Here is an 18,431-nt window from a genome sequence, read left to right on the forward strand (position 1 = left end):
AGAGTATTCCCACAAATCAGTTATTAGCTTTCGAGACTTTGGAGCTTGTCTGCATAGACAGCCGCTCTGACGTCCCAACTGTTCTGATCAGCCAAGGTACGTAGCCGCTCACGATATGCCTGATCGTTGCAGACGTTAAGGGCTTGGCGGATCGCCACGGTGAGCCCGGCGGCGTCGCCACCGGAGAAAACCTCTGGATAAACCGTGCACTCGTTCATATCGGCAGTCACGACAACCGGCTTCTCAAGCGCAAAGTACTCATAAAGCTTCAGAGGAGATGTAGAGCGCGCGACATCGCCAGGCTTGAACGGAATGAAGCAGGCGTCAAACAAGCGGGCAGACGCAGGTAGCTGGGCATAGTTGACCGGGCCAAGATAAAGCACATTCGCGCGCTGCGGTAACAACGGGACGCAACCGCTGTAGTCTGGTCCGATAAACACGAACCCCACATCCGGCATGTCCGCGCACACCTGCTCCACTACTTCATACCAGAGCCAAGGGGCAATGGCACCGAAGTAGCCGACGATGTGCTTGTAACGGCCTCTGAATTGGGTGAGTGCCGGGGGGACAGAGACGTCTTGTCGTGCAGCACGATAATGCGCCACATCTACGCCGTTGGGGACGCACACACAACGTTTGTCCCCGCACTCCGCCAGCGCCTCCTTGTGGAGTGCCGTAGCCGAGGACACGATGACATCGGCCTCCCCTTCAAATGCTGCAGCTTTCAGGTCAAGCAGTCGACGGATAGCGCCCTTGCCACCGGAAATCGAGGCGTCTATATGGTCGATATACTCGTAGACCACCCGGCCCCGAGTACGCGCAGCCGCCATCGCCTCACGCGTGGCCAAAAGCGATGTGCTGTAAAAGCAGCGCACCGCATCGGGAATGGCATTCACGCCCGCATCATTGGCGATCCATACATTCTCGGCCACTTGCCTGAAACCGAGGACGTCATCACCCATGGTCCGAAAAACCACCAGACAGTTGAGACGTCCCAGTGCCATTGCCATGTGATGAGGACGCTGAAACAGCGTTATCCCCCAATCGACATTCGCTTCGAAAATGATGATAAGACGATCACTGGCCGCGCTCAGCACCTGGCTCTGAAACTCGGCGCCCGTCAGATCTCCGGCTCGGATCGACGTGCGAACGCTACGGCTGCGCAGCCAGCGAACAATCGCATGCCGGACACCATGCAGCCGGTTACGCAGGGTAGCCGGCAACAACCAGAAACAACGGCGAGCCAGTGAGTGCACTGAAATTCGGGAACGATTGGCCATTTAACCGAGCTTCACCGCGAGAGATTCAGTCACTTGGAGCGTTTGATCACCGATCAGTCGCTGGACCAGGTTCACATAACTTTGATAGGTGCGCTCTTTGTCGAGTGCGCCAAGCTCTGCTCCCGACAGTTGCGGACGAGCACCATTGTTCAACACGCGCAACATGGCATCGGCCAGACGCTGTTCAAACTGCGCGCTGGAACGCATCTCGGTAACGCTTCCGGTGAATCGCGTCATGTCATAAACAGGATCGACAAGCTCAATACCAGCATGCTTTGCAAAGTGCGACGCACAGCCAACGCTGGACATGGCAACCGGGATATCCGCCTTGATCGCCTCAAGCAAAGTCAGTGGCCCCCCTTCGAAAAAGGTTGCAGAGACAAAAGCATCAGCCATGGCCAAGTACTCAGGAATATTGTCCGTCGTACCGACATATGTCACGCGATTGTGCAAACCATGCGCCTCGATATAAGCGACCATCTCGGCGAGCAACTGTGGTTCGTAAACCGGCCCCAGGATGAGCAGGCGGAGCTTGTCACTCGAATGTGTCGCGATCTCGAAGGCCTTGATCGCACCCAGATGATTTTTCTGGTGGTTGATCGACCCAACGTCGATGAATGCAAATTCATCGTCAGTAATACCATACTGTGCACGCAAGCGAGCACGGGCGGCGTCCCGATTGAGTTCTTCGAATGGCTTGAAGTCAATGCCGTTAGGAATGACCACGCAGCTCTGTGCGGGCACGCCCAGACGCGAAACGCTGTAGTCCTTCACTTGCTGCGATACCGCCACAAAGGCACGGGTCTTCTGCGCTACCGAAGCGAACTCCTGACGCTGCTGATCGTTGAACCACATGTAGATATTGTGGATGACCTGCACAAAACCGATGCCTTTTTCGCGATAGACATCCGTACCGCTAAAAGAGTAATGAGCCAAAACAAGTTTGGGTTGCAGCTGATCGATCAACTCACTGTGGGATTGCGCTGAGTAAGGACAACACACCACCACCTGCCCCATATCACGAGCCCGCTGGACCGCAGCGCCCTGTGTGCCCTGAACGAGCAGTACAACACGCAGTCCGGCCTTGATCATTGTCTCGTTCAAATCAAGTACAACATTTTCCAGTCCGCCAGCCTCAAAGTTATCAACTTGAACCAGGACGTCGCAGGTTGGCAGCGTCTCATGCGCAACGTCGTACGCACGATTAACGTCTACTGTCTGGACCAGCGGTTGGGACTTTCCCAGCATTGGACGCAAAACGCGCCACCCCTTGCGTGCGGCACGCCCCCGAAGGGTGCCTGCTGGCAGCACGCGGCGCGCAATGTCGGCAACGAACTGGCGCACATTCAACGTTCCAATATTCAACTTGCGCGTGTTACTGACCGGTGGAGTGAAATAGCTAAAGATTTCATCAGCACCGGTCTGGCGCACTTCCTTCAATCGATCGTAAACAGATAGGTTGGCTTCTGCCAACGCCACACGCTGTGCTTCATCAGGCAAGTTTCCGGCGAGGAAGTATTCCAGGGTGATGTAGCGCATACCGAGCGCCTTGAAATCGCCGATATCTTCGCAGTCGACGATCGGCACGATACCCATTGCAAGATATTCCACAAGCTTCGTCGGGCAGGCCGCGCGGTTGACGATGATGTCTTCCCGAAGAATAAAACCGTAGTGACATTGCGGATAAAGCGTCATCAGTTCAGCATGGGTTTTGCCCTCCACGATCACAGACCCCAGCAGCTCTGCCGGCAGCATGTCTTTGACGATCTGAGGTTCTGGGCAGTAAAACCGATGATTGCATTGGTCGGCAGTGCGGATGATTGCATCAATCATCTTCGGAACCTGCTGCCACTTGTGCAGGCCACCCGCGTAAACCACAACCGGCTTGCCATCGATGAGCGGACGGGTCGCGTGTGTCGGAGTAAAGCGAGGGAAGATCGGGAAAGAAACCGAACGAGCTTTCAGCGCCCCGCGAAACTTCTGCTGGAGATAGTTCTTCATCGCTTCAGTTACAACGATGACGATACCCGCCTTCTGCACAGCAAGTCGCTCTTCCTTCTCATAAAGAACAGCACTGAAGAAATCGTTGTGCATGCGGAACTCTTCAGGCACAACACCGTGAATATCCACAGCCTTGCGAATGAATGGCAGATGCAGAAGTTGGCCAAAGCGGTTGTCGTACATGCGCAATACGCTGTGGAAATAAATCTTCCGACAACGTAAAACAGCCATCAAGGCCAACATGCGCACCAGCATTCTGCGCTTCTTGGACCCATTGATACGCAGGACCAGCACATTCGGTTCAGGCCGATCAAACCAGATGTTGCGCCCTTTCAGCTCGTCACTTTCGACATAGACGCGCCACCGATCGGTAAACATACGATCGACAATCTGGATACGCTGGAAATAACCGTCGCTTTGACGTTCAGGGTAGAAGTACCCTCCGAAGAAAACGATGCCATCGAATTTCAGTATAAAGTCCAAACTGCGGCGTACGAACCACAGCAATCTGGCCAGCCGTGTTTCCGGGCGCGCAGAAAATGCTGCAGATGTAGCAGGCGGCGGGATGTCGACACCGCTGGTACCGTCCTCGTCAGGGGAAGTGATGAACGTGTGAATAGCGAAGTTGCAATCAACCCGTTCGTAGACACCGCTCGTGATCGTACCCAGGTCCGATTTGAGTGCCACAGCCTCGTCGGCGTCGACGACCCCACCCGTCAATGCACGCTGTATACGTGCGACGACTTTATCCCAGAGCGAGATCAAATCCCCATAGGAACGTGCAGAAGACACGGCCTTCAGGAGCGCCTCGGGCACAACACGCCCCTGAGCGGCCAACGCCTCGGTCAGTTTGCTGAATTCTGACTCAAAGTAGCTGATCTGTTTGCCAAGACTGTCTACATACAGCTCAAGAAAAGGAGCCTGCAGAGAAAGCAGCTCTTGATGCGACAGCGCGAATTCGACGTCCATTGCAAAAGAGACAATCGGTTTCTCCGGTCGGCGGCGCCAGGTTATACCGTGTTTCTGCTCGAGGTATGCCTTGTTGCGCTGTGCTCTCTCGCTGAAATACTCATATTGCAACTGGCCGAAAGATGCCGATCCCCAGTGGTGGATAAACACATCTCGGGCCAAATGAATTTCGTAGCCGGCGTTCCGTGCGCGCAGGCAATAATCGTCATCTTCAAATCCGCCCGGGAAGAACGTATCGTCAAGCAGACCGATTTTTTCAAAGGCGGCCTTGGACACCAGAACGCAAAAGAACGTTACGTCCGTTTCAACCAGATTCCCTTTCCAGGCTGCATTCCAGCGCTCGGCAAAATTGGAAACGCGCTGATATACCTTATCGTGCAGAGTCTCTGTGCGATGATCCAGACACTCAGCAAACTCCAACTGATAGTCGACAGGAACACATTGTTCGCCGTCAGCCTTGTTAGTGACCGCACTGATAAGGTCCGAACCGCTTGCCAGCAGATTGTCCAGCCAGAAATCCGTGACGATGACGTCGCTGTTGAGCAAACAGATATGAGTAATTTCTTCGTCGGCAAGAAACTCGGAAATACCGACGTTGTTCCCGCCGGAAAAGCCCAGATTGGTATCTTGCTCGACATAGCGCCACGAGGGGCCTACTTCAGCAATGTGATGGGTCATCGCTTCGCGAATCTTGTCTCGCTCGCCAGACTCCGAAGCGTTATCGACCAGTAATACTTTGTAGGCAGATTCGTTATAGGCACGTCGCATGCTCGACAACGTGATCCTGACTGCCTCGGAGGCATTGTAGGAAACAATGACAATCCCGGTTTTCGTAACTTTGTTACTCATTTCCCTACTCTCCGAACAGTCCCACGCAGGACTCTCTTCCATAACGACCGCAACGAACCTTGGTTGCTTAGCCTCAGCAAACGATTGATCTCGATATCTCTTTTAGTAATTTCCTGCAGAAGATCCCGCGAGATTGGTCCCTCATCTACATTGGCCTCAGTCAGCAGATGAACTATTTCTGCATCTCTTTTGACAACTTCTTCTGCAAGCATCTGGGCGTGGGCATCTAGCGTTCTCACTTCCTGAGCAAGACTTTGGGCACTGGCATCTTGCTGCATCACTTCCTCAGCAAGGCTCTGGGCATGGGCGTCCTGCTTGATGACCTCCAGAGCTAGACTCTGAGCATGTGCGTCTAGCCTCATCACTTCCTGAGCAAGACTCTGAGCGTGTTTGTCTTGTGCGACAACTTCCCTGGCCAGCTCGTGAGTTCGGCTTTCCAACGTGTTGACCTGCTCAACCAGCACCCTGCACGCGGCATCTTTCTCCTCCAACGCAGCAAGGAGGCTATTAACGGAGTCGCCGACATCGTCCAGCTTCTGATCACGCTCAGCTAGCTGGCGCTCAAAAAAGCCGCTGGATTCCTGGTAAACCATGCCAGGGCGTAGCGCAACACTGTCCAAAACGGACAGCCTGTAAGCCGCTCGCGACGCCTTGTCCAATAATTGAGCCGCTTCAGCCAAACCAAAGGGCAGCGGCGACCGCGGATCACCACTGATATTCAGCCATGTGCCGCTGACTAGACGTTGCACCTCGGCTACCGCGCGAACCAGATAGGCTCGTGCCGCGAGCTCATCGCCGCTTGCGACGGCAAAATCCGACAACCAGTGCAATGCATCGACGATTTTGTTGCCCAGCAATGGGCTGTAAGCGAGTACATCAATGCCGGCACAAGCCGTGAAGCACTCGATCGCATCCTCGAAACGACCGTGGATCCGCGCAAGCTCACCGCCGGCAAATAGCAAGGAGACCTGCCAACGCAATTGGTGTGGCGACGGATTGGCAATCGCAGCGAAGCGTCGAATTTCGGCCAAAAGCGCCTGGTAGCGCTCGATGGGCAGATCAACCGCTTGGGACTGGATATAGACCTTTCCGCACAGCGCTGCACCGTAATCAACCGAATCAGGGGCAGCCGTGGCCAACACCCGATCCTGCATCGACTGCAACAAAGACGCCGAACGCGCGCGCTGACCCTGAGCAACCATTCCCCGTATCAGCCACGGATTCTGGTAGTCGCGGGCAAATGCACTGACCGAGAACTCTGGCGAGTCCGGCAGTTGCCATTGAGTTTCCTCATATGGCACCGACACCCCTTCAAGCGGATCGGCCATACCCAACAGCAGAACCCACTCCGCTTCCTGTTCCGGAGTGCGATCGACGGGCACAGTCTCCCACTTACGCGGTGAGTGGTGGCACTTCATGGCGCCACCCGCCGTTTGCAACATGCCTTGTTCCAGAAGGAAATGCGTACCGCACTCCTCTACCAGCCGATCCCAGGTATAAACATGCAGATGGTGCGGGTTAGGATCTTTACCGGTTTCGTCCGCCCAGTTATTCGGGGCGCAGACCATCACGCGACCACCCGGCTTGAGCACGCGTTTCAACTGGAGCAGATATTCCATTGGCTCAGGAACATGCTCGATGGTTTCGAATGCGGCAATGAAGTCGATGCTATTGTCTGCAATCGAACTGAGCGCCTGAGCGTCACCAACCTCGAACTCGACCTTGCCAGGGCGACCGTAATGGGCATTCGCATAAGCGATACCAAAATCACTCAGATCAACGCCTAATACCGATTGGGCCTGCGAAGCCGCGTACAACATGTAACTGCCGTAACCAAGGCCGCACGCAACGTCCAGCACACGATCGCCCGGGCGCACGAACTCGGCGGCCTTCTGATAGCGAATACAGTGCGCGTCACCGCGTCGCCCAACTTCACGCAGCATGTCCGTATGGAGCAGCCGCTCTTCAACCAGAACCGACAAATCGTAATGGCGCAACGCCTCGGCAGGCACCTTCTCCAGCAATACGAATATCTGCCGTCCGTCTTCGTTCAATGCTTCATAAGGATTGATCTGGTAGTACAACTCATGCTTTCGAAACCCGGCCTCGAAACACTGGGCTTCCCACCAGTCACGCTTGGCCGTCGTCAATGGCGAAGGCTCGCCCGCTTCAGCAGATGTCGTTATCTGCAGAAAAACGTACCGGGCTGATACGCGGTACATCTCGCGCAAGGCTTGCGGCACATCTTCAGGATCAAGATGTTCCAGGCAGTTAGTGGAGACGACGGTGTCAAACTGGCCTTCAGCAAACGGCAACGATACCGCGGAGCCTCGGCTGAACCGACCAGGAAAACGTTTGTTGGCAGCTTCCACGGCAAGGGACGAAACGTCCACCCCTACTGCATTGATACCCAACGACAGGAGTTCTGAAACCAGTCCGCCCAGACCGCAACCGATATCCAGCACCGAGCCGGTGCCGCAGGTTTTGGCGACCCATCTGGATGTCTCGCGAAAATCGCCATTGCTCTCACCCGATGCAATGACGGCTTTCCAGTAATCGTTGTTGAGCAAGCTGTAATCAATCGAATTGATTGGACTCATCATTACCACCTGGCAGCCATATGTAAGTCGGCTATTCCACCGAAAAAGTATTCATCCTGCCGCACCAGTGTCTGGAAAAATGCTGCTTCATCTTTCCAGTGCAAAATTCTTTGGGCGGTATAGTCAGGCTTGCCTTCATGGGAAATGGATGCCTGAATCTCATAGAGATTCGAACCCAGGGAGCAGTCGCATTCCAGCCAGACATGGAACTGCTCTCCGGCCTTGAGCTGGCGCTTCCAGAACAGTTCGCCTTCACGCAGTCCGGCCAGAATCTGCATATCCTGGTTCAAGGTGCCCCAAGAATATATTTTTATCCCTTCACGACTTCGGATGCGCACACCGACGTTGATGCTGTCGGTATCAATGAGTGAAACACAGTTGACCCGGATGCGAATGACGTCGCCCGGATAAAAAACCGCGCATGGTTCGTCATCAACACCAAACGTACCGACGGACAACACTTCAACACCGCCATCACCGAAAGACATCTGATCAGCGCGTCCCGAGACGGCAGGCGCCTGGCTTTGTTCCGAGACTTCGCTCGACTCAGGTACGGTGGTTCCTTCGCTGGAAGCGTCAGAGTCAGCGGACTGAGGAGCCGAAGCCGGAGCGGGAGCCTTGTCTGCAGCAGGCTGCATCAGCTTGGAGAAATAATCCGACTCTTCCTGATGCAGCAGCTTGCGGTAATCGAGCAGGACCTGGGAGGCAGACCCCATCGAAACCTCTCGGCCACCCTTGAGCAGGATCGCCCGATTGGTCAGCGTTCGAACCGACTCCTGATCATGGGAGACAAACAACAGGGTCACGCCATCAGAAAGCAGCTTTTCGATCCGGCCGAAGCAGCGTTTCTGAAACAGCGCATCACCCACAGCCAACGCCTCGTCGACGATCAGAATGTCTGGCTCGATTTGAACCTGTACTGCGAACGCCAAACGTACCAGCATCCCGCTGGAGTAGGTCTTGACCGGCTGATCGAGGTAGTCGCCGATATCGGCAAAGGCAGCAATCTTGTCAAAGCGCTCGTCGACCTCATCATGGGTCATACCGAGCAGCATCGCATTCAGATAGACATTGTCACGGCCGGTGAACTCGGGGTTGAAGCCCGATCCCAGCTCAAGAAGTGCGGCGACTCGGCCACGGGTTTCAACAGTACCTACCGTCGGCGCGATGGTTCCTGTGATCAACTGCAGAAGTGTGCTTTTCCCGCTGCCGTTGCGACCGACAATACCAAAAGCCTCGCCTTTGCGAATATCGAACGAAATGTTCTCCAGAGCCCAGTACTCGCGGCAAAACGATGACGGCTTACATCCTGCCAACCGTTGAATCGGAGGAATAATGAACTGCTTTAAGCGGTCACGCGGCGTCGCATAAATCTCGTAGCATTTACCAAGACCATTTACGCGGATCGAGTACTCATCAGAGGACATCTGCAAACCCCTTTCGTGTCTTCTGGAACCAAACAAAACCAAACCATGCAATTGCGCAGGAGATCAACAGATAAAGCCCCCAAACCCGCCAGTCCATAGACTCTCCCCAATACATGAGGCCTCGTGTTTGCTCGACCGCGACAGTGATGGGGCTGACTTGCACCACTGCCTGGAATCGCTCAGGCAGGCTTTTCAGTGGATAAAAAACCGGCGACAGAAACATCAGGACGGGAACAAGGGTACTGATCACCTGCGCCACATCACGCAGGTATACCCCCAGGGAAGCCACGAACCAAGTGACCCCGAGCGTCAAAAGGGCCAGCGGTAAAAGTATCAGCGGGAAGAACAGCACACCCAGATGAGGCGCACCGTAGAAGATCACATAGAAAACCAGCCAAACCACAAAGTTCACCATCAGGTGAAAAAGTGCAGACCCGAGTGTAACAATGGGCAATATTTCCAATGGAAATATTACTTTTTTTACATAGTTGACATTCGACAGAATTAAACTTGGCGCGCGATTCATACACTCAGAGAACAAGTTAAACACCATCAGACCTGCAAACAAAACAAGTGCAAATTCAGCTTTTGAATCACTTCCACCCACCCAACGAGCCTTGAACACAACACTAAATACAAAAGTGTAAACAGCCAACATAAGCACAGGGTTAAAGAAAGACCACAACAGCCCCAGAACCGAGCCACTGTATCTTCCGGCGATGTCTCTTTTAATCAGGTTGTATATCAAACCGCGATTTTGACGGATAGACCGATACAATGTAAGGGGGGATGTTGAGCGAACAGCGTGCGGGTTCATGCGTAGCCCTTTGTTTTTTCTGTCAATATCATTTTTCTTTCGACCATCGAGGCAGGTTAACAGCAGCAACCGCTACGCAAACACACCGTAATCGGGGGGCTCCTGGAAGCCATTCCCTGCATGGGAACCGGCCCCGGACATAAAATGTGACCGATATTAGCTTCCTTGACCAAAATTCGAACATCCTACAACTTTAACGACAAGACTCATGAGCAACAGGATCAACCTCGCTGAAACGTTTCCACCGCACGCCCTTGCGATGCGAGCAGAAAAGAGAACCCGGGAATATTCGTGCAAAAATGCCAATAAACGGGGCCATCCACAGCAGGAAAATAGTCGTCAATCCTAACAGGTTTGGCCATCTCCGGACAATGGCAGGACGGCAGTGGTCGCCGACTTGGCATAATCATTATTCCGTGACACAGACGAGCCCCGCAGGAATTCATTTCTGTAATTCGGCTTTCCCGGCAGTAAATCGGAAAGCGAGAAAGACCAATGGCAAATAGGCTGCAACCAGACCTGTGAGGCCATCGAGGTAGCCATTCACGACAAGAACCGCCACGGGAAATACCCAGAAAACATTTATACAAGTCACACCCAATGTAACAACCTTATGGCTGGAAAAATGCCGGGCTGCATATTGATAAGCGTGACTACGATGAGCCTGGTAGATCTTCTCTCCTTGCACCAGCCGCCTCAACAAAGTAACAGTTGAGTCCACCGTAAAAACGGCCAATAAGATAAGCCAACTCCATAGCAACGCAGAATTACCCCACGCGGCATAAAGCGAAAAAATTCCCAAGACAACACCCAGGAATCCGCTTCCTGCATCCCCCATGAAGATACGTGCAGGTGGAAAGTTCCACAGCAGGAAACCCGCCACCGCGCTGGACAAGAACAAACTCACCCATAAAACTGATTGATTTCCAGCTATCAGGGAAACAAGACCACCTGCCAGACAGACAAAAATAGCCTGAGCACTTGCGATCCCGTCGATACCATCCATGAAGTTGTATAAGTTCAGCATCCATACGAGATAAATCGCCGCCAGCACACTGCCTGCCCAGCCAAGCTGGAATTCCATGCCAAACATGGAGACAGGCGCTATGCCTCCCATCCAGTACAAAGCCCAGACAGCCGCAACGAAGTGCCCCAACAAACGCCATCTGGCCGCGATATGCCCATGATCATCGGCAAAACCAATAAGCGCCACCAACAGACCAGAGCCAAGCAAAGCGCAAAAGAGATTGAGGTCAAGCAACCCTGAACTGTAAAGCGGGGGAAGAGCCAGAATAAAGGCAACTACAATTGCTACTCCTCCTCCGCGAGGAGTAGGAACCGCGTGAGAACTACGCTCGTTGGGAATATCCATCAAACTCTTGGCCAGCGCATAACGGCGCAAAACGAAGGTCAGCCCCCAAGAGAGAATAAATACTGCCGCCAACAGCCACCACACATTCATTGGGTGTTTGCATCCAGATAATGATTAACAGTTTGGCGCATCGCACGATCTACACTGACCGGGGGCAGCCAACCCAACAACTCACGATTTTTGTCGATATCGACCTGCAATGACCCACACAAGCGCTGAGCAACTGCCTGCATGCCGAACATTGAAGCCGCAAGCCTGAGCAACCATTCAGGGATGGGCATCAGTCGGGTCCTCCCCCCGAACGCCCGGGACAATCGATTCAACAGCTGCGTGGTGGACAGATCTTCCCCATCACTGACGAGAAAAACCTGATTGGCTGCCGCCGGATGATCGATACAAGTGACGATGAGACTGATCAGATTACCTATCGACACCAGACTTCGCCGATTCCGCACAGCCCCCAAGGGCAGCGGAATCCCCCTGCGCAGCCACCCCAACATACTCATGAAGTTGGCCTTTACGCCCGGCCCGTACACCAGCGGTGGACGAATGACGACGATCTCCATACCCGTTTCACGCGCCAGCAGCTTCAACGCCTCCTCGGCTTCGCACTTGGAGATACCGTAGGGATCTATGGGAGAAGGAAGATCATCCGCTCTGAAAACGCCCCCCGGCGGCGTGCTCTCACCATTCACCTTGATTGAGCTGATGAAGATGAAGCGCTTGACCCCCGACTCCGCAGCCTGCCGGGCCAGCTTCAACGTTCCCTGCACATTGACGCGGCGAAACTCAGCCAGCGCATCAGCAACATCCTCACGCATGACGTGCACCCTGGCCGCCGCATGAACCACAACCTGGATATTTTCAAAAGCAGGCAAGACGTTGATACGAGTCAGATCGAAGGGCAACACGCGGCACAGTCCCTGTAAGCGAGTAGCACCACGCGCTGCCGCCACAGGACAAAAGCGCTTGCCTACCAATAAATGCAAAACCAGCGCCTCGCCCACAAATCCGCCGGCCCCAGTCACCAAAACATTCAGGGGCGTCATCTGACCTTCGTTCCTATGAGAGCTGTTGCCCAGCAAATACAGAAGAAAAACACCTTGTCACGCCGCCGTCGGCGGCAACGCCACGCACTAAATGACAGACGCAACATTTGTGTGCGACGCAATCCCAGCCACCCCCGCACAAATGGATCAGCTTCCCGCCCCACGAGCCGAGCTATCAGTTGAACCTGACTGAACCACCATCCGTCATGAATCGTTTTGTAACGAGATATCAGGGAGTTAAGCCCCTTATTGGCACCAACCTGGTTACGCTCGTGCTGGCGATACTCCATGGATGGCTCGGGATCGATAAACCAGCTGAAACCATGACTGCGGGCAAAAGCATAGCAATACCAATCGTGCAGACTGACATTTTGCAGCTGCTGCCAATTGGTACGCATGGACGACTTGAGCGCTTCGATGACTTTTTTGCTCATCACGTAAGTACATCCAGGCCCGGCAGCCTCGAACAGGAAGTCCCATTCGACCTGCGGCTGAGCCTTGTTCAATAGATGAGTGCTGCCATTCGACCAGAATGCCGTGACGTTGCTGGAATAGGCATCAATGTGGCAGTTACGGATGATAGAAGTAGCACGCATCAACTTATCTGGATGCCAGATATCATCTTGATCAGCAAACGCCACGAAGTCGAAGCGCTCCAGCTCGACATCGCGAACCAAGCGAAAAAAGTTGCGAGCAGCCCCCCCAAAAGTGCCCGCTGGCGGTAAAACGATCACAGACGCGTGATCGCTCGCATATTGCTCGCACCAGATTTGCGTACCATCCGCGGAAGTATCCACACTGATAAAAACAGTGAGGTCGACGCCAGTCTGAGCAAGGATGGAAGCCAATTGCTCTTCGATCCAATGCATACCGTTGTAGGCCGCCAGTAAAACCGCAATTTGAGGAAGTTTTACTGACATGCAGTTCCTGCCGCAATTGAGCGCTTCATCTTGAAGGGGTCTCTCTTCCAGTCAGCGAGAAGATGAGTCCAGCAGTTTCTTCAGATATTGCCCATATCCGGTCTTTTTCAACGCATCAGCCTGGGAAGCCAGCTGCGACGCAGTGATCCAGCCAGTGTGGAAGGCGATTTCTTCCAGGCACGCCACCTTCAACCCCTGACGCTGCTCAATGGTATGCACGAAGTGACTCGCCTCCAGAAGCGAGTCATGGGTCCCCGTATCCAGCCAAGCAAAACCACGCCCCAACATTTCGACGCTAAGCATCTTCTTGTCGAGGTAAGCCTGGTTGATGTCGGTGATTTCCAGTTCGCCGCGGGCCGAGGGCTTTATACTCTTGGCAATATCAACTACTTGGTTGTCGTAGAAGTACAGCCCCGTAACGGCGTAGTTGGACTTCGGCTTCAATGGTTTTTCCTCGATGCTCAAGGCTCGCCCTTGCGCATCGAACTCGACAACACCAAAACGCTCCGGATCGGAGACGTGGTAACCAAAAACCGTCGCCCCATCAGCCTGATTGCTTGCTGCTCGCAGGTTGTCCGAGAAGTGCTGACCATAAAAGATGTTGTCGCCCAGAATCAGGCAGCACGGATCATTGCCAATGAACTCTTCACCAATTATAAACGCTTGCGCCAGACCATCAGGACTCGGCTGTTCAGCATACGTCAGTTTTATGCCGTACAGACTGCCGTCGCCCAGTAGCTTCCTAAAACAAGGTAAATCTTCCGGCGTGGAGATGATCAGAATTTCACGCATCCCCGCAAGCATCAACACGGACAAGGGATAGAAGATCATCGGCTTGTCGTAGATCGGCAGCATCTGCTTGGAGACGCCTAACGTCAGCGGATGCAATCGGGTCCCCGAACCACCCGCGAGGATGATGCCTTTACGATTTGTCGTGGTCATTTGTTTAGAACTTCCCTAAGCATTCGGGTTACGCCACTTTGCCAATCCGGCAAGTGTAGAGAGAAATTGTCGCGCAGCTTCTGAGCATTCAAGCGGGAGTTCAGAGGGCGACGTGCAGGTGTCGGATAGGCAGTAGTTTCGATAGGATTAACCGTTGTCACCGCTAACTCCTCGCCTTGGGCTTTTGCGAAGTCAATGACGTGACTGGCATAGCCATGCCAAGACACTTGGCCCGCAGCAGCCAAGTGATAAAGGCCAGCTAACTCCGGTCGCTTGGTAACTTGCTGGATAGCCAACGCCGTTACGTCTGCAATCAGATCAGCCCCGGTCGGCGCTCCGATCTGATCCGCAATCACGCTCAACGTTTCGCGATCTTTGGCCAAGCGCAGCATGGTCTTGGCAAAGTTATTGCCGCGAGCACCATATACCCAGCTGGTGCGGAAGATCAGATGCTTGCAACCCGATGCGATGATTGCCTGTTCGCCGGCGAGCTTGCTGGCGCCATAATGGTTCACCGGCGCAACAGGGTCTGTCTCCTGCCATGGCGTGAAGCCTTGGCCGCTAAAAACATAATCCGTTGAGTAGTGAACCAGCCATGCGCCCAGCGAAGCGGCTTCTTCCGCCATCACGCCACTCGCAACGCCATTTACGCGATCCGCCAACTCGGTTTCCGACTCAGCTTCATCGACCGCAGTGTAGGCGGCAGCATTGACGATAACGTCAGGCCTTACCTGACGAATCGTTGCACGCAAGGATTCAAGATTCGACAGATCACCGCTGAGGCCATCAACAAGGTGACGATCAAGAGCGACCAGTTCGCCAAGCGGAGCCAGGGAGCGTTGCAGCTCCCAGCCCACCTGGCCGTTCTTTCCTAAAAGCAGGATCTTCATGCTTTGCTCGAACGATCTGCATAGTTCTGATCAATCCACTGCTGGTAGCTGCCGCTCTTCACGTGCTCAACCCACTCAGTGTTATTCAGATACCACTCGACAGTCTTCCGAATACCAGTCTCGAAAGTCTCTTCCGGAGTCCAACCCAGCTCACGCTGAATCTTGCTGGCGTCGATTGCATAACGAACATCATGACCAGGGCGATCTTGAACATAGGTAATAAGGCTGGCGTGCGGGCGATGGGCAGAATCAGGACGCAACTCATCGAGCAACGCACACAGGGTATGCACCACTTCGATGTTTTGTTTTTCATTATGACCGCCGATGTTGTAAGTCTCACCGATAACACCTTCGGTCACGACTTTGTACAACGCTCGCGCGTGATCTTCGACATACAGCCAGTCACGAACCTGGTTGCCTTTGCCGTAAACCGGCAGCGGCTTGCCTTCCAGTGCATTGAGGATAATCAGCGGGATCAGCTTCTCAGGGAAGTGGCATGGGCCGTAGTTGTTCGAGCAGTTGGTGACCAGTGTCGGCAGGCCGTAAGTGCGCGCCCAGGCACGAACCAAGTGATCCGAACTTGCCTTGCTCGCCGAATAAGGCGAGCTTGGCTGGTAAGGTGTGGTTTCGGTGAAGAGGTCTTCCGGACCTTCGAGGTCTCCGTAAACTTCGTCAGTCGAGATGTGGTGGAAGCGGAAATTGGCTTTGCGGGTGTCATCCAGAGCAGCCCAGTAATGGCGCGCAGCTTCTAGGAGTGTGTAAGTGCCAATGATGTTGGTCCGGATGAACTCGGACGGGCCGGAGATCGAGCGGTCAACGTGGGATTCTGCGGCCAGGTGCATGATTGCATCCGGTTGGTGTTCACGCAGAACGCGATCGATCTGATCACGATCGCAAATATCGACGCGCTCGAAGGCGTAACGCGAATTCTGGCTGACTTCTGCCAAGGACTCTAGGTTGCCGGCGTAAGTCAACTTATCGACGTTGACGACCGCATCGGCAGTGTTGGAGATGATGTAACGGATGACTGCCGAGCCGATAAAGCCGGCGCCGCCGGTAACTAGAATTTTCACGCGAAACGATACCCTTGAGCTGCGGACAGCGCTGCGATCGAGCGCGGTCTAATCCATGAATGCAGAGGCCACTATCATTTGGCATCCGTCAGAGCAGTCTGAATCGATATGCATTAAGGCACGATCGAACAAGGGACGCATTTTACAGCTTAATGATGCTTTTACTAATGGATAAAGACAGGCTGAGGCGCAATTTCGACAGATGCCGTGCGCCTGTCATTTTCAGATCAGTCGTTTGCGAGTCGCTCTGGTCGCACGCCCCAGAAACCAGCCCAATAGAGGTCCGATCAGCATACCAATCAGCAACGCCAATACGGTAATAACCGACACCGGCAACTGTGGGCCGGAAAAACCCAGAAACAAAAGCGAAACCGATTGCTGGTTTTCAAGCACAAACGCCAGAACAATCAGAACCATCAGCAGAAGAAAAACGCCAAGCAGTATGCGTTTCAGGTTACGCATTCACGCCCCCTTGAATTTGAATAGCGAAGATCAAGCGCCCTCCTCCTCTTCCTCATTCACGCGGTCACGCAATTCCTTGCCCGGCTTGAAATGCGGAACGAATTTACCGTCCAGACTGACAGACTGACCAGTCTTTGGATTGCGGCCGACACGTGGTGCGCGGTAGTGCAGGGAGAAGCTGCCAAATCCACGGATCTCGATACGATCACCGGTGGCGAGGCACTGAGACATTTGTTCAAGCATGGTCTTGATGGCCAGCTCCACATCCTTGGATGAGAGTAGCCCTTGATGGGTGACAATTCGTTCGATCAACTCCGACTTCGTCATATTTTTCCCTTCTTTTTCAAGCAGCTAGATCAGCGCTTGAAAGGTTTTAGCATGCCCGGGAGATTTTGAACAGCCCAGGGATTGACATATCTTTCCTGTCGTCAAAACGCACATTTTCAGGGCACTTCATTGGCGAGTCGGATAGCCGCTGTCCTAACGACACATCACTAACATGGTCCGGGTTACGAAGCCTGCGGGATTGAAGCCGAACGGATAGTCGTCTTCATCTTTCGCATCATCCGACCGAGTGATGACCTTGTAGCCCTTGCCTTTGCACTCCTTCGCTGCACGCTTCTGGCACTTTTCCCAGCCGGAGCCCAGCCCGGAACAGTCGACCTCGATACCACTGACGCCGCGCACCGCATGGGTTTTCGCACTGGTGGTGCACCCTGCGAGCGCCAAGACCACTGCAACAACAAGTAACTTGTTCATCCACTTCCTTATGCCAGGCAAGCCTGGCGACTAATGCTCAAGACCAAGCTTAGTCGCGAATAGGCGATTGATCAGATTAAAGAAACAGACCCGCAAGCGAAGCCATTGGTTTCATGCACGAACGTACAAGAGGCAAATCGCAGGCACAAAAAAGGGCGACCGAAGTCGCCCTTTTTAATGATCAAGCAGAACTCAGTTCTGTTTGGCCATTGCTTGACGCAGCAGTGCCGCCATAGTGGTGTCAGCTGCTTCGCCTTCCGGAGCTGCTTTCAGGCTCTGGATGGCCTCTTTCTCTTCAGCATCGTCTTTCGACTTGATCGAGAGCTGGATTACGCGGCTCTTGCGATCAACGCTGATGATCTTGGCTTCAACTTCCTGGCCTTCTTTCAGAACGTTGCGCGCGTCTTCAACGCGGTCACGGCTGATTTCGGAGGCTTTCAGGGTAGCTTCGATGTCGTCGGCCAGAACGATGATGGCGCCTTTGGCGTCAACTTCTTTCACGGTACCGGTCACGATAGCGCCCTTGTCGTTAACCGAGACGTACTCGGAGAACGGATCGCTTTCCAGTTGCTTGATGCCCAGGGAGATGCGCTCGCGCTCTGGGTCAACCGACAGGATGACGGTGTCCAGCTCGTCGCCCTTCTTGAAGCGACGTACGGCTTCTTCGCCCACTTCGTTCCAGGAGATGTCGGACAGGTGAACCAGACCGTCGATGCCGCCGTCCAGACCAATGAAGATACCGAAATCGGTGATCGACTTGATGGTGCCGGAGATCTTGTCGCCCTTGTTGAACTGGCCAGAGAAGTCGTCCCATGGGTTCGACTTGCTCTGCTTGATGCCCAGGGAGATACGACGACGCTCTTCGTCGATGTCCAGAACCATGACTTCCACTTCGTCGCCGACTTGTACGACTTTCGAAGGGTGGATGTTCTTGTTGGTCCAGTCCATTTCCGTATCGTGTTCCAGACCTTCAACGACTTCTTCCAGCTCAGCGAAGCAGCCGTAGTCGGTCAGGTTGGTT

General features: G+C 53.9%; 15 protein-coding genes. All 15 read right to left on the bottom strand.

Annotation, left to right across the window (positions count from 1 at the left end):
- Positions 1-23: 23 nt before the first annotated feature.
- Positions 24-1,280 (bottom strand): hypothetical protein, encoded by a 1,257-nt coding sequence (locus ACIGDJ_RS08970; RefSeq protein ID WP_218239538.1) that lies wholly within the window; start codon positions 1,278-1,280, stop codon positions 24-26.
- The gene (locus ACIGDJ_RS08975) at positions 1,281-5,099 is read right to left on the bottom strand and encodes a glycosyltransferase (RefSeq protein ID WP_397479199.1); all 3,819 of its coding nucleotides are present in this window, start codon (positions 5,097-5,099) and stop codon (positions 1,281-1,283) included.
- A complete protein-coding gene (locus ACIGDJ_RS08980; RefSeq protein ID WP_178081131.1) occupies positions 5,096-7,699 on the bottom strand; it encodes a methyltransferase domain-containing protein in 2,604 nt (867 codons plus the stop codon). The genes ACIGDJ_RS08975 and ACIGDJ_RS08980 overlap by 4 nt, the downstream gene beginning before the upstream one ends.
- A gap of 2 nt (positions 7,700-7,701) precedes the next feature.
- On the bottom strand, positions 7,702-9,126 hold the full coding sequence (locus ACIGDJ_RS08985; protein ID WP_101155413.1) for an ABC transporter ATP-binding protein: 1,425 nt from the start codon (positions 9,124-9,126) through the stop codon (positions 7,702-7,704).
- On the bottom strand, positions 9,116-9,943 hold the full coding sequence (locus ACIGDJ_RS08990) for an ABC transporter permease (RefSeq protein WP_397479205.1): 828 nt from the start codon (positions 9,941-9,943) through the stop codon (positions 9,116-9,118). The genes ACIGDJ_RS08985 and ACIGDJ_RS08990 overlap by 11 nt, the downstream gene beginning before the upstream one ends.
- Positions 9,944-10,385: 442 nt before the next feature.
- Complete coding sequence (locus ACIGDJ_RS08995; protein ID WP_312999885.1) at positions 10,386-11,405, bottom strand: glycosyltransferase family 4 protein; 1,020 nt, start codon at positions 11,403-11,405, stop codon at positions 10,386-10,388.
- A complete protein-coding gene (locus ACIGDJ_RS09000; protein ID WP_397479200.1) occupies positions 11,402-12,364 on the bottom strand; it encodes a UDP-glucose 4-epimerase family protein in 963 nt (320 codons plus the stop codon). Before ACIGDJ_RS09000 ends, ACIGDJ_RS08995 begins: the two co-directional genes overlap by 4 nt.
- Positions 12,361-13,284: a glycosyltransferase gene (locus tag ACIGDJ_RS09005; protein ID WP_397479201.1), complete on the bottom strand. Its 924-nt coding sequence runs from the start codon at positions 13,282-13,284 to the stop codon at positions 12,361-12,363. Before ACIGDJ_RS09005 ends, ACIGDJ_RS09000 begins: the two co-directional genes overlap by 4 nt.
- 51 nt (positions 13,285-13,335) lie before the next feature.
- The gene (gene rfbA / locus ACIGDJ_RS09010; RefSeq protein ID WP_101155403.1) at positions 13,336-14,226 is read right to left on the bottom strand and encodes a glucose-1-phosphate thymidylyltransferase RfbA; all 891 of its coding nucleotides are present in this window, start codon (positions 14,224-14,226) and stop codon (positions 13,336-13,338) included.
- Positions 14,223-15,116 (bottom strand): dTDP-4-dehydrorhamnose reductase, encoded by an 894-nt coding sequence (rfbD, locus tag ACIGDJ_RS09015; RefSeq protein ID WP_397479202.1) that lies wholly within the window; start codon positions 15,114-15,116, stop codon positions 14,223-14,225. Before rfbD ends, rfbA begins: the two co-directional genes overlap by 4 nt.
- Complete coding sequence (gene rfbB / locus ACIGDJ_RS09020) at positions 15,113-16,189, bottom strand: dTDP-glucose 4,6-dehydratase (protein ID WP_397479203.1); 1,077 nt, start codon at positions 16,187-16,189, stop codon at positions 15,113-15,115. The genes rfbD and rfbB overlap by 4 nt, the downstream gene beginning before the upstream one ends.
- Before the next feature lie 222 nt (positions 16,190-16,411).
- A complete protein-coding gene (locus ACIGDJ_RS09025; RefSeq protein ID WP_101155397.1) occupies positions 16,412-16,651 on the bottom strand; it encodes a LapA family protein in 240 nt (79 codons plus the stop codon).
- A 30-nt stretch (positions 16,652-16,681) separates the two neighbouring features.
- Positions 16,682-16,978 carry an integration host factor subunit beta gene (ihfB, locus tag ACIGDJ_RS09030; protein WP_007950920.1) on the bottom strand — a complete coding sequence of 99 codons (297 nt, stop codon included), beginning with the start codon at positions 16,976-16,978 and terminating at the stop codon, positions 16,682-16,684.
- 153 nt (positions 16,979-17,131) lie between these two features.
- Entirely contained in the window at positions 17,132-17,410 is a 279-nt protein-coding gene (locus ACIGDJ_RS09035; RefSeq protein ID WP_101155395.1) for a hypothetical protein, read from the bottom strand.
- Positions 17,411-17,602: 192 nt separating this feature from the next.
- A partial coding sequence (locus ACIGDJ_RS09040) for a S1 RNA-binding domain-containing protein (protein ID WP_397504538.1) occupies positions 17,603-18,431 on the bottom strand: 829 nt, incomplete at its 5' end.

This window comes from Pseudomonas sp. NPDC079367, from assembly GCF_044542195.1.
Lineage (GTDB): Bacteria > Pseudomonadota > Gammaproteobacteria > Pseudomonadales > Pseudomonadaceae > Aquipseudomonas.